Genomic DNA, 12,649 nt, shown 5'->3' on the forward strand with positions numbered 1-12,649 from the left:
GGGCTCTTGCGGACGCGCCGCAGGGGTGCTCCGGCCGGGCCGCCCGGGCCCGATGGTCAGGCCTCGGGGCGCTTACGGGCCCCGAGGAGCATGTAGACCAGCGCGAGCACGGGCGGCGCGAGCGGCACGTAGCCGTAGCCCTGGCCGTACACGCTCCACACGGTCGCCTCGGGGAACAGCACGGGGTCGAGCACGGTCAGGGTGCCGACGGCGAGCACGCCGATCAGCTCGATCACGACGAGCACCCGGGCGACCCTCGAGCGCCGTCCGCCGCGCACCAGGGCGACGGTCACGGCGATGTAGGTCGCCGCCGCGAGCAGCGAGAGGGAGTAGGCCACCGGTGCGCGGTCGAAGTCCCGCAAAGACCTGCACCAAGCGCGCGCGGTCGCCGAGAGGGCGAAGATGCCGTAGACGGCGACGAGGACGATCTCGAAGCCGCGCCCGCCGCGGCTCCTGACCGGCGCGGGACCGCGTCCGTCGCGGTCCGCAGGGCGGTCGTCGGTGCGCGGTGCGGTCATGCGAAGCCTCCCGGCCAGATCTGGTGGATGCGCATCAGGAGCACGAGGGTCACCGCGCAGGTCACGGCGATCACCACGCTCCCCCAGCGCGTGCGCTCGAAGGCGCCGAGCCAGCCCCCGCCGACGACGAGCATCAGCCCTGTCAGCACGTACCCGTAGAGCGTCACCCGTTCGGGCGGCGGGCCTGCGGAGGTCGCATCGCGCACGCCGAGGGAGATGCCGAGCACGATCCAGCCGATCGCTGTCAGCGCCGCGGCGCCCAGCGAAGACGAGGTCGGCGCTGAGATCCTTCGCGGCGTAGTAGATCGCGAGCGCGGTGGTCAGACCGCCCAGCACGGCGACCACGATGCTCAGCAGGCTCATCGGTGCGGCTCCCTCATCGTGCGGTCGGTCCTCCTCCACGGCCGCGGACGGTCGGTCGGGGCCGGGACCTACGATAGGCCCATGCCGATTCTGGAACTGACCGCTGAACCCTTCGTCGACGTCGCCGCCGACGTCCTCGTGCTCCCCCTGGTCGCCGGCGCGGGCGATGCCCCCGCCTCCGTCCCGGGATCCCCCGAGATCTCCGAGGCCGTCGCGGGCCTCGCCCCCTCCGCCGCGCGGGGGGACCTGCACCGTCTGCCCTCCGCCGGCCTCGCCGCCGCAACCACCCTGCTCCTCGTCGGCGTGGGCGAGGAGGATCTCGCCGCCGTCTCCGCCGAGGACCTCCGCCTCGCCGTCGGCGCCGCGACCCGCTCGCTGACCGGCGTCGGCCGCGCCGCGCTCGCCCTGCCCACCGCGTCCGACGCGCGCCGCGCCGCCGCCCTCGAGGGCGCCGCGCTCGGCGCCTACGCCTTCACCGCGCACAAGACCGGCACCGGAGAGAAGGCCCCCAAGGGCGCCCTGGCCGAGATCGTCCTGCTCGCCGGCGAGGCCGGGACCGACGCCCTCGAGCCCGCGCTCGAGCGGGCCCGTGTGCTCTCCGGCTCCGTCGACCTCGTGCGCGACCTCGTGAACACCCCGCCGAACCTGCGCCCCCGGCGGAGTTTGCCCGCCGCGCGGAGGAGCTCGTCGCCGACCTCCCGATCACGGTGACCGTACTGGACGAGGCCGCCCTCGCCGAGGGCGGCTATGGCGGCATCGTCGGCGTCGGCCAGGGTTCGACGCGCCCGCCGCGCCTGGTCCGCCTCGAGTACGCACCTGCCGGGGCGAGCCGCTCCGTCTCGCTGGTGGGCAAGGGCATCACCTTCGACACCGGCGGGATCTCCCTGAAGCCGGCGCCCGGCATGGAGGACATGACCTCGGACATGGCCGGTGCCGCGACCGTGCTCGGCGCGACCGTCGCCGCGGCCCGTCTCGGGCTGGACGTGAAGGTCACCACCTTCCTCGCCCTCGCCGAGAACATGCCCGGCGGCGGCGCCCAGCGCCCGGGCGACGTGGTCACCATGCGCGACGGCACCACCGTCGAGGTGCTGAACACCGACGCCGAGGGCCGCATGGTCATGGCCGACGCGCTCGTCGACGCGGTCGCCGCGGAGCCGGACCTGGTGATGGACGTCGCGACCCTCACCGGCGCGGCCGTGGTCGCGCTCGGCAAGCGCACCGGCGGCGTGATGGGAACCGAGACCGGCCGGTCTGCCGTGGTGGCGGCCGCCGAGCGCGCCGGCGAGCCCTTCTGGCCGTCGCCCTTCCCGCAGGAGCGCGCGCCGACCTCACCGGTCGCGTCGCGGACCTGCGCAACATCGGCGAGCGTCCCGGCGGGGCGCTCTCGGCGGGCATCTTCCTCAGGGAGTTCGTGGGCTCGACCGAGTGGGCCCACCTGGACATCGCCGGCCCCGCCTTCGCCAGCGCACCGCTGGGCTACATGGGCAAGGGAGCCACCGGGATGAGCGTCCGCACCGTCCTGCAGGTCCTCGAGGACCACGCCGGGGCCGCGGGGGCGTGATGCTCGCCGCATCGACATCCTGACAGTTGCACGCAACAGGTCCGCCCGGCGCCGCCCGGTGCCCTAGCATGGGGCACGCAGGCGGCGCCGTCGGCCATCCGGGTCCGAATGCGCCGCGGAACACCCAAGACACCGAGGAGCACACAGGTGGCGGACACAACCACTGACCAGTTCGACGTCGTGATCCTGGGCGGTGGCGGCGGCGGCTATGCGGCCGCGGGCGCGGAGCCCAGCTCGGCCAGAAGATCGCCCTCGTGGAGAAGGACAAGCTCGGCGGCACCTGCCTGCACCGCGGCGCGTCCCGACGAAGGCCATGCTCCACGTCGGGGAGCTCGCCGACGCACCGTCCGAGGCCGCCGCGGCCGGCGTGGACCTCACCCTCAACGGCGTCGACGCCACGAAGGTCCTCGGCTTCAAGGACAAGGTCATCGGCCGCCTGTACAAGGGGCTCCAGGGCCTGGTGAAGGCCCGCAAGATCGACTACGTCGAGGGCTTCGGCAAGCTCACCGGGCCGAACACCGTCACGGTCGAGACCGAGTCCGGCACCCGCACCCTGAACGGCAAGAACGTCATCCTCGCCTCCGGCTCCTACTCGAAGACCCTCCCGGGCATCGACCTCGGCGGCCGCTTCCTCGACTCCGAGACGGCGCCGCAGCCGCCCGAGTCGCCGAAGAACCCGATCATCCTCGGCGGCGGCGTGATCGGCGTCGAGTTCGCCTCGATCTGGAAGTCGCTCGGCGCGGAGTCCGTGACGATCGTGGAGGGTCTGCCCCACCTCGTCGCCAACGAGGACGAGGCGATCTCCAAGGCCCTCGAGCGGGCCTACAAGAAGCGCGGCATCGCCTTCTCCCTCGGCGTCTTCACCGAGAAGGCCGAGCAGACCGAGACCGGTGTCAAGGTCACTCTCGCCGACGGCAAGGTCTTCGAGGGCGACTACCTCCTGGTGGCCGTGGGCCGCGGCCCGAACACCTCCGGCATGGGCTACGAGGAGCAGGGCATCGAGATGGATCGCGGCTTCGTGCTCGCGAACAAGGAGACCCTCGAGACCAACGTCCCCGGCGTCTACGCCGTCGGCGACATCGTCCCCGGCCTGCGGCTCGCCCACCGCGGCTTCGCCCAGGGCATCTTCGTCGCCGAGCGGATCGCGGGCCTGAGCCCCGCCCCGATCGTCGAGTCCGGCATCGAGCGCATCACGTACTGCGAGCCGGAGGTCGGTTCCGTCGGCGTCACCGAGAAGCAGGCCAAGGAGCGGCTCGGCGACGACAAGGTCGAGGCCTACGAGTACAACCTCGGCGGGAACGGCAAGTCCCAGATCCTCGGCACCACCGGCTTCATCAAGCTGGTCCGCGAGAAGGACGGCCCGATCATCGGCGTCCACATGATCGGCTCGCGCACCTCGGAGCTGATGGGCGAGGCGTCGCTCATCGTCAACTGGGAGGCCTACCCCGAGGATGTCGCCTCCCTCATCCACGGCCACCCCTCGCAGCACGAGGCCATGGGCGAGGCGGCCCTCGCCCTCGCCGGCAAGCCGGCGCACGCCCACGCCTGAGTCTTCCCAGAGGAGAGAACCCCATGTCTGAAACCGTGAAGATGCCGGCACTCGGCGAGTCCGTCACCGAGGGCACAGTCACCCGCTGGCTCAAGGCCGTCGGCGACACCGTCGAGGTCGACGAGCCGCTGCTCGAGGTCTCGACCGACAAGGTCGACACCGAGATCCCCTCCCCCGTCGCGGGGACCATCGAGGAGATCCTGGTCGAGGAGGACGAGGACGCCGAGGTCGGCGCCGATCTCGCCGTCATCGGCGACGGCTCGGGCTCCGCGGACGCCGGCTCCGGCGACTCCGGCGCCGAGGCCGAGGAGGCTCCCGCCGAGGAGGCTCCCGCAGAGGAGCAGGGCGAGGACCTCGCCTCCGACGAGACCGTCGCCCCGTCCACCGACGAGGAGACCCCCGCCGGGGAGTCCGAGAAGCCCGCGGACGCCTCCGGCGATGCCGGTTCCGGCGCCTCCGGCGGCGCGGCCGAGGGCGAGGAGGTGACGATGCCGGCGCTCGGCGAGTCCGTCACCGAGGGCACAGTCACCCGCTGGCTCAAGGCCGTCGGCGACACCGTCGAGGTCGACGAGCCGCGCTCGAGGTCTCGACCGACAAGGTCGACACCGAGATCCCCTCCCCCGTCGCGGGCACGGTGCTCGAGATCCGCGTCCAGGAGGACGAGGACGCCGAGGTCGGCTCCGTGCTGGCGATCGTCGGCTCCGGCGCCCCCGCGGCCCCGAAGGCGGAGGAGCCCGCCGCTCCCGCACCCGAGGAGAAGAAGGCCGAGGAGAAGCCCGCCGAGGAGCCGAAGCAGGAGGCTCCGAAGCAGGAGGCTCCGAAGCAGGAGGCTCCGAAGGCCGAGGCCCCGGAGCAGGAGGAGCCCGCGGCGCCCGCCGCTCCCGCCCCACAGGCCGCCGATGCGGTCTCCGGCGCGGAGTCCTCCGGCTACGTCACCCCGCTGGTGCGCAAGATGGCGGCCGAGGCCGGCGTGGACCTCTCGAGCGTCAAGGGCTCCGGCCTCGGCGGTCGGATCCGCAAGCAGGACGTGCGAGCAGGCGATCGACGCGCAGAAGGCCCAGGCGACACCCGCCGCCGCGGCCGCTCCTGCCGCCACGGCCGCCGCTCCCGCGGCGCCGAAGGTCGAGGTCTCCTCGAAGCGCGGCACCGAGGAGAAGATGCCCCGCATCCGCAAGGTCATCGGCCAGCGGATGATGGAGTCCCTGCACGGCATGGCGCGCTGACCACCGCGGTCGAGGTCGACGTGACCCGCATCGCGAAGCGCGCGCGAAGGCGAAGGACGAGTTCGCCGCCCGCGAGGGCGCCAAGCTCACCTTCCTGCCCTTCCTCATGATGGCAGCGATCGAGGGTCTGAAGACCTACCCGAAGACTGAACTCCACCATCGACGACGACAAGGTCGTCTACCACGGCTCGGAGAACATCGGCATGGCGGCGGACACCGAGCGCGGTCTCGTGGTCCCGGTCATCAAGAACGCGGGCGACCTGAACCTCGCCGGCCTCGCCCGCCAGATCGGCGACCTCGGCGGCCGGGCGAAGAGCAACAAGCTCGTCCCCGACGACCTCTCCGGCGCGACGTTCACGATCACGAACACCGGTTCGGGCGGTGCGCTCTGGGACACCCCGATCGTGCCCGCCCCGCAGGTCGGCATCCTCGGCACCGGCACCATCACGAAGCGTCCCGCCGTGGTGCAGAACGCCGAGGGCGACGACACCATCGCGATCCGCTCGATGATGTACCTGTTCCTCTCCTACGACCACCGCATGGTCGACGGCGGCGACGCCGCCCGCTTCCTCACCTACATGAAGAAGCGGCTCGAGGAGGGCGCGTTCGAGGGCGAGCTCGGTCTCTGACCCCGTCCCCGCGCGCGCCATCGGCTGAGCATCGGCAGGGCCCCGGCACCGTCACGGTGTCGGGGCCCTGCCTCGTCCCGGCCCTCCTCGGGCGTCTCACGCGGTGCGCGTCTCGAGGATCCTCCAGCGGGCCCCGTCCCAGATCAGCACGAGATCGATCTGCGAGGCACCGCTGTTCGGGGTCTCCTGCACGAGGCCGGAGCCCTCGCGCACCTGACCGGCCTCGGTCGAGACGAGCACGCGCGACGGCCCTTACGTCCTCGTCGGGCCCCTCGAGCGACTCGGCCTCGTGCACGACCGGTCCGCTGCCCTGCACCTCGTACCCCTCATAGGCCGCACGGATCCGCTCGTCCTCCTCCTGCGCGGGACCGCCCTCGGCGGCGACGGGCACGTCGGAGGCGCCGGTGAGATAGGCGTGGCGGGAGCCCGCGAGCTCCGCCGCCAGCGCCCACGGGTCCTCGATCGCGGGCACCTGCCCCTCCTGCGAGCCGCCGGCGCCCGCAGGAGCTCCGTCGGCGACGACCGCGGGGGCCTGTCGCGCCGGCTCCGAGCGGTCCATGGTCACGGTGATCGCCGCCGCCGCGCCGAGGCCGAGGGCGAGCACCACCGCCCCGCTGAGTAGGGCGGTGCGCCGGTGCCGCCGCTCCCCCAGCACCGCAGAGAGCGCGCCGCCGGTCCCGCGCCGACGCGATGACCCGGCATCCGCTCCGCCCTTGGCCCGCGCCTCCGTGCGCGCTCTGCGCGCCGGGGAGCGGGAAGCGGCGCCACAGATCCTGCGTCGGCCGCGTCGACCTCCTCCTCCGCCTCCTCCCGCGCCACCTCCTGCTGTAGCCCGTCCGGCCGCTCCGGCTCCCCCTGGTCTCCCGGCACCCGCGGCGGATCCGCGGGACCCGCTCCCGCGGGGGCACCGAGGAGACCGGGCAGGTCGAGCGAGGGCGCGCCCCCGCCAGCGAGGGCGTGGACCCGTCGTCGCAGCGTCCTCTCCTCGTCCTCGAGCACGGAGTCGATCCAGTGCAGATCCGCGCCGCGCACCGCGAGGGACTGCTCATGTCGCAGGCCGCTGAGGTCGAGCACCAGCACGCCGCCGTCGGCCCGGACCCCGAGCCCGCGGCCTCGCGGTGCCCCGAGCACCCAGCCTCGCTCGTGGAGCGCCGCGACGAGGGCCTCGAGGTCCTCCCGTGCCCGGGCCTGTGCTACCCGCTCCCCCGTCGCGGGTGCACCGCCGTCGGCGGCGCGTCGCCCGCGGCGCCGCGCGAGCGGCGGGGCGGTCTCGCGGATGTACCCGTCCTCCTCCATGCCGATCACGTCCGGCGCGGCGCTGATCCCGGCCACCTCGAGCGCGGCGAGCAGCTGCATCTCCGCGGTGACGGACTCCCGCCCTTCCGGGCCCCGCCACCGCACCCGCGGCGCGTCCTCCCGCCCCGGCGCTCCGAGGCTCTCCTCCTCGCGCCCGGTCCGGTCCGCGGCGGCACCGTCCAGGCCGGCGCCAGCGGGTCCCGCGCCATCCCTGCCCGGGCCATCCCGGCCCGGGCCGTCGCGTCCCGGACCGTCGACCGTCGGCCCCAGGACGAACCCGTGGCGCCCTCCGCTCCTGGCATGCTCCCCCTGATCCATGGCCACAGTGAACCCCACCACGACGCGCACCCCTGCTGGTCATCCACAACGTGCAGGTCGCGGCAGGAGTAGCCTGGAGAGATGCTCGATGTGATCCGTCTCGGCCTCAGCGAGCCGCTCCCCCACGAGGACCGGCACGCACAGTTCGACCTGCCCCCGGGGCCGGTGGACTACCGCGCCGCCTGGGACCTGCGGCGCCGGATCCACGCCGAGGTGGTCGCGGGCGAGCGGCCGGACACGCCGCTCCTGCTGGAGCACCAGCCCGTGTACACCGCGGGCAAGCTCACCCAGGACCACGAGCGCCCTCGCGACGGCGCCGAGGTGGTGGACATCGACCGGGGCGGGAAGATCACGTGGCACGGGCCGCAGCGGCTCGTCGGCTACCCGATCGTGAAGCTCCCGATCCCGATCGACGTGGTCGGCTTCGTGCGCGCCCTCGAGCAGGCGATCATCGGCGTCTGCGCCGGGCTCGGCCTCGAGACCGTCCCGATCGAGGGGCGCGGGGTGTGGGTGGCTCGTGAGGGCGAGCAGGAGCGCAAGGTGTGCGCGATCGGGATGCGCGTCTCGAAGCGCGCCACGATGCACGGCTTCGCCCTGAACTGCGCCAACGACCTCTCCTGGGCCCAGAACGTGATCCCCTGCGGGATCGACGACGCCGGCGTGACCAGTCTCAGCCGGGAGCTCGGCCGCAGGGTGCCGGTCGTCGAGTCGCTCGACCCGGTCGCCGAGGCGATGATCGACCTCGTGGCGCACCGCACCTCCGCACCGGTGCTGTGAGCGCCGCGCGCGCAGACGGGATCGATAGACTTCAGGGACGTCGAGACGAGGAGGCATCACGGTGACGATCGCTCGCCGAGGGCCGTCGCATCGCGCGTCGAGGCGCGCAACGCCGAGGTCCCCATCGAGCGCAAGCCCGAATGGATCAAGACCAGGGCCGTCATGGGCCCCGAGTACACGGCCATGAAGCGGCGCGTGCACGGCCAGGGCCTGCACACGGTCTGCGAGGAGGCCGGTCGCCCGAACATCTTCGAGTGCTGGGAGGATCGGGAGGCGACCTTCCTGATCGGCGGGGACACCTGCACCCGGCGCTGCGACTTCTGCAACATCGCCACCGGCAAGCCGATGGCGGTGGACCCGATGGAGCCGTTCAAGGTCGCGCAGTCGGTCAAGGAGATGGGCCTGCGCTACTCGACGGTCACGGGCGTGGCCCGCGACGATCTCGAGGACGGCGCGGCGGGGCTGTTCGCCCGCACCTGCCAGCAGATCCACGCGATGAACCCCGGCACCGGTGTCGAGTCGCTGATCGACGACATCAAGGGCCGCGGCGAGCACCTCCAGCAGGTGTTCGAGGCCAAGCCGGAGGTGTTCGCGCACAACCTGGAGACGGTGCCGCGGATCTTCAAGCAGATCCGTCCCGCCTTCCGCTACGACCGGTCGCTGGACGTCATCTCGATGGGCAAGGACGCCGGGATGATCACCAAGTCCAACCTCATCCTCGGGATGGGCGAGACGGACAAGGAGATCCTGGAGTCGATGCAGGCCCTGGTCGACGCCGGTCGCGACATCCTCACCATCACCCAGTACATGCGGCCCTCGAAGCCGCACCACCCGATCGACCGCTGGGTGAAGCCCCAGCAGTTCGTCGAGCTGTCCGAGGCCGCGAGGGAGATGGGCTTCCTCGCGGTGATGGCCGGTCCGATGGTCCGCTCCTCGTACCGCGCCGGGAAGCTCTGGGCGCAGGCGATGCGCGAGCTCGGCCGCGAGATCCCGGAGAACCTCCGCCACCTCGACTCCGATCAGCCCGCCCGTCAGGAAGCCGCGAGCGTCGTCGCCCGCACCCAGCAGGCCGCCGCGAGCTGACGCTCCGCCGGCCCCGAGAGGACACATCCCCCATGGCTCGCACGTCCGAGACCACGTCCGCCAAGGACGACACGAAGAAGCGCGGCAAGCGCAACGCCGACGGCACGAAGAAGCCCGGTCGCCTCAAGCAGATGTTCGAGGTCTTCAAGTACACGCAGGAGGTCGACCGGTCGACCCTGCCGCTGATGATCCTCGCGATCGTCGGCGCGATCGCCGTCGGCGTGTCGCTGACCGTGCTGATCTTCGACAGCCCCTGGTACGGCATCTTCATGGGCCTCGCCGTCGGCGTGCTGATCGCGATGATCATCCTGGCCCGCAAGGCGGAGCGAGCGGCCTTCGACCGTATCAAGGGCCAGACCGGCGCGGCCCTCGCCGCGATGCAGTCGATCCGCCGCGGCTGGAACGTCGAGGACGAGCCGGTGCAGATCGATCCCCGCGGCCAGAAGATGCTCTTCCGCGCCTCGGGCCGGGCGGGCATCGCGGTCGTGGCCGAGGACTCCACGGGCATCTCGATGAAGCCGCTGGAGAAGGAGCGGCGCGCGATCCGGCGCGTGCTCCAGCACGACAACGTGCCGGTCCATCAGATCGTCGTCGGCGACGGCGAGGGCGAGGTGCCGCCGCACAAGCTCCCCACCTACATGCGGCGCATGAAGAAGCGACTGACCAAGCAGGAGTCTGCACAGGTGACCAAGCGCCTGAACGCGGCGCACCGCTCGCTGCGCCAGCAGGTGCCCAAGGGCGTGGACCCGATGCGTGCCCGTCCGAACCGCAAGGCGATGCGCGGCCGCTGACCCGGCGCCCGTCCTCTCGGCGACGCCCCCTCCCGCTCCGGCGGGTGGGGGCGTCGTGCTGTGCGCGGAAGGGTCGCCCGTACGGCCGGGAGGCGGTCGTGACCTTCTCGTTACCTGCGTGACCTTTTCGTGACATTCGGCATCGACGCAGGTCAGCGGGATGAAGTGGGGAGGCGTCCTGCGGGTCGACAGGGCGCGTCCGGAGACGCAGGAGCGCTCGCTCCTGCGGCGCAGGCGAAGCGGAGGACCCCGTCAGAGGGTGACGACCGCGGTGCCTGCGACGACGTCGTGCAGGGGCTGGGTGTCGCGGTTCCAGACCACTGCCGGGAGCACCAGCAAGCATCAGCACGGTGCGCACCACCGCGCGCAGCGAGCATCGGGTCGCGGCCGCTGACGGGGACGACCCGCACCTGCAGCAGGAACTGGCCCGGGGTCACCCCGAAAAGCGTCAGGAACAGCACGTTCACCGCCGCGAAGAGGATCAGGTTCGCCAGCGGGTCCCCGCCGAACAGCAGGGCCGAGATGCCCACGCACAATCCCCAGTCGACGATCAGCGAGAGGGGTCGGCGCCAGAACGGCGCGACGGCGCCGCGGCCCGTGGCCGGCAGTCCGAGAGCGGAGCCCTTGACGTAGCCGGCCTCCCCGGGCGGGCCGTCCATCCAGGAGCCGAGGTCCTTGCGATCGATCACGGGCGGAGCCTACGCGGCCGTGCTGGGAATCGCCGGGCTCCCCGGGAGCGGTGCACCACTGCCCCTAAGCTTGGTCTCACCCGAGTCCCGGCCCGACGCGGCCCCTCGGCACTCGAGCGGTTCGGCCCCTCGGGGTGAGACAGCACTTAACGCGCCGCACGGCGCGGATGGAGGAGATGTGTTCAACAATCCCAGCGAGATCACGAAGTACATCGAGGAGGAGGGCGTCGAGTTCATCGACATCCGCTTCTGCGATCTCCCCGGCGTCATGCGAGCACTTCAACATTCCGGCGAGCACCTTCGACGAGGAGGCCATCGCGACCGGCCAGCTCTTCGACGGCTCCTCGATCCGCGGGTTCCAGGCCATCCACGAGTCGGACATGAAGCTCGTGCCGGACCTGGAGACCGCGTACCTGGATCCGTTCCGCGAGCGGAAGACCCTGATCGTCAACTTCTCGATCGTGGATCCGTTCACCGACGAGCCCTACTCCCGCGACCCGCGCACCGTCGCCTCGAAGGCCGAGGAGTACCTCAAGTCCACCGGCATCGCGGACACCGCGTTCTTCGCGGCCGAGGCCGAGTTCTACATCTTCGACGACGTCCGCTTCAAGACGTCGGTCAACTCCGGCTTCTACTCGATCGACTCCGACGAGGCCGTGTGGAACACCGACCGCGACGAGTCCGAGTTCGGCGGCAACCAGGGCTACAAGACCCGCCTCAAGGGCGGCTACTTCCCCGTCCCGCCGAACGACCAGATGGCGGATCTCCGCGACGAGATCGTCTCCGTGCTCGAGGACACCGGCCTGCAGGTCGAGCGTGCCCACCACGAGGTCGGCACCGCGGGCCAGCAGGAGATCAACTACCGCTTCAACACGCCGCTGCAGGCGGCCGACGACGTCATGAAGTTCAAGTACGTCGTCAAGAACACCGTGTGGGACGCCGGCAAGACCGCGACCTTCATGCCCAAGCCCCTGTTCGGCGACAACGGCTCGGGCATGCACACCCACCAGTCGCTGTGGAAGGACGGCGAGCCGCTGTTCTTCGACGAGCGCGGCTACGGCGGCCTCTCTGACATCGCCCGGTGGTACATCGGCGGCATCATCGCCCACTCCCCCTCGCTGACCGCGTTCACCAACCCCACGGTGAACTCCTTCAAGCGCCTGGTGCCGGGCTTCGAGGCGCCGGTGAACATGGTCTACTCGGCCCGCAACCGCTCCGCCGCCATTCGCATCCCCGTCACGGGCTCCTCCCCGAAGGCCAAGCGCGTCGAGTTCCGCGCCCCGGACCCCTCGGCGAACCCCTACCTGTCCTTCGCCGCGCGGCTCATGGCCGGCATCGACGGCATCCGAAACCGGATCGAGCCGCCCGAGCCGATCGACAAGGACCTCTACGAGCTCCCGCCGGAGGAGCACGCGCAGATCCAGCAGCTGCCCGAGACGCTGGGTGCGGCGCTGGACGCCCTTGAGGCGGACCACGACTACCTCACCGAGGGCGACGTGTTCCCCGAGGACCTCATCTCCACCTGGATCGAGCTCAAGCGCACCACGGAGATCGATCCGTTCCGCTTCCGCCCGCACCCGCACGAGTTCGAGCTGTACTACGACATCTGAGCCGACAGCGCTCGCGCAAGAGAGACCCCCGTCCCGCCGTCCGGCGGGGCGGGGGTCTCCGTGTCGACGACCCGGGGGGCTAAGCGGCCGGAGCGGTACTGGTACGAGACGACCGCACCGTTTCCGGGGGCTCCGCCCTCGCCGGACACGCCGGGCGGCGGCCGCAGAGGACAGGCGCATGACTTCCTCCGGGTGGGACGGCATCGTCCGGGCCGCCTCGGTCGGGGTAGCCCGTGCCGGGC

General features: G+C 71.9%; 7 protein-coding genes and 5 pseudogenes. 7 read left to right on the top strand and 5 right to left on the bottom strand.

From position 1 onward, the window contains the following. Positions 1–56: 56 nt before the first annotated feature. Complete coding sequence (locus WKH84_RS01945; RefSeq protein ID WP_341855448.1) at positions 57–518, bottom strand: hypothetical protein; 462 nt, start codon at positions 516–518, stop codon at positions 57–59. Next, on the bottom strand, positions 515–745 hold the full coding sequence (locus WKH84_RS01950; protein WP_341855449.1) for a hypothetical protein: 231 nt from the start codon (positions 743–745) through the stop codon (positions 515–517). The genes WKH84_RS01945 and WKH84_RS01950 overlap by 4 nt, the downstream gene beginning before the upstream one ends. Before the next feature lie 217 nt (positions 746–962). Between WKH84_RS01950 and WKH84_RS01955 the strand changes: the two are divergent. The 3 pseudogenes from WKH84_RS01955 to sucB all read left to right on the top strand — a co-directional run bounded on the left by WKH84_RS01955 (position 963) and on the right by sucB (position 5,843). Next, positions 963–2,442 (top strand): annotated as a pseudogene (locus WKH84_RS01955) (leucyl aminopeptidase). 147 nt (positions 2,443–2,589) lie between these two features. Continuing rightward, positions 2,590–3,991: pseudogene (lpdA, locus tag WKH84_RS01960) on the top strand (dihydrolipoyl dehydrogenase). A gap of 23 nt (positions 3,992–4,014) precedes the next feature. Continuing rightward, positions 4,015–5,843, top strand: a pseudogene (sucB, locus tag WKH84_RS01965) (2-oxoglutarate dehydrogenase, E2 component, dihydrolipoamide succinyltransferase). A gap of 96 nt (positions 5,844–5,939) precedes the next feature. Here the strand turns inward: sucB and WKH84_RS01970 are convergent. After that, positions 5,940–6,083, bottom strand: a complete 144-nt coding sequence (locus WKH84_RS01970) for a hypothetical protein (protein ID WP_341855450.1) — start codon at positions 6,081–6,083, stop codon at positions 5,940–5,942. A 321-nt stretch (positions 6,084–6,404) separates the two neighbouring features. Beyond that, positions 6,405–7,199, bottom strand: coding sequence for a hypothetical protein (locus WKH84_RS01975; RefSeq protein ID WP_341855451.1), 795 nt, complete (start codon positions 7,197–7,199; stop codon positions 6,405–6,407). 339 nt (positions 7,200–7,538) lie between these two features. Here WKH84_RS01975 and lipB point away from each other — a divergent pair, with 339 nt between their 5' ends. The 3 genes and pseudogenes from lipB (at position 7,539) to WKH84_RS01990 (ending at position 10,108) form a co-directional block, all read left to right on the top strand. Then, the gene (gene lipB, locus WKH84_RS01980) at positions 7,539–8,234 is read left to right on the top strand and encodes a lipoyl(octanoyl) transferase LipB (RefSeq protein ID WP_341855452.1); all 696 of its coding nucleotides are present in this window, start codon (positions 7,539–7,541) and stop codon (positions 8,232–8,234) included. 93 nt (positions 8,235–8,327) lie between these two features. Beyond that, positions 8,328–9,317 (top strand): annotated as a pseudogene (lipA, locus tag WKH84_RS01985) (lipoyl synthase); the annotation flags it as partial. Positions 9,318–9,349: 32 nt separating this feature from the next. Next, positions 9,350–10,108, top strand: coding sequence for a DUF4191 domain-containing protein (locus WKH84_RS01990; RefSeq protein WP_341855453.1), 759 nt, complete (start codon positions 9,350–9,352; stop codon positions 10,106–10,108). Positions 10,109–10,260: 152 nt separating this feature from the next. On the opposite strand, the gene WKH84_RS01995 is transcribed toward WKH84_RS01990, so the two are convergent. Then, positions 10,261–10,797: a hypothetical protein gene (locus tag WKH84_RS01995; protein ID WP_341855454.1), complete on the bottom strand. Its 537-nt coding sequence runs from the start codon at positions 10,795–10,797 to the stop codon at positions 10,261–10,263. A gap of 178 nt (positions 10,798–10,975) precedes the next feature. Here WKH84_RS01995 and glnA point away from each other — a divergent pair. Continuing rightward, positions 10,976–12,407, top strand: a pseudogene (glnA, locus tag WKH84_RS02000) (type I glutamate--ammonia ligase). The last annotated feature ends 242 nt before the right edge of the window (positions 12,408–12,649 follow it).

Origin of the sequence: Brachybacterium sp. GPGPB12 (genome assembly GCF_038396325.1) — a bacterium.
Taxonomy (GTDB): Bacteria; Actinomycetota; Actinomycetes; order Actinomycetales; family Dermabacteraceae; genus Brachybacterium; species Brachybacterium conglomeratum.

Excerpts from the sequence above, each read along its gene's own strand:
- WKH84_RS01945 (WP_341855448.1), bottom strand. The coding sequence starts at position 518 with ATGACCGCACCGCGCACCGACGACCGCCCTGCGGACCGCGACGGACGC.
- WKH84_RS01975 (WP_341855451.1), bottom strand. The coding sequence starts at position 7,199 with ATGCAGCTGCTCGCCGCGCTCGAGGTGGCCGGGATCAGCGCCGCGCCG.
- lipB (WP_341855452.1), top strand. The coding sequence starts at position 7,539 with ATGCTCGATGTGATCCGTCTCGGCCTCAGCGAGCCGCTCCCCCACGAG.
- WKH84_RS01990 (WP_341855453.1), top strand. The coding sequence starts at position 9,350 with ATGGCTCGCACGTCCGAGACCACGTCCGCCAAGGACGACACGAAGAAG.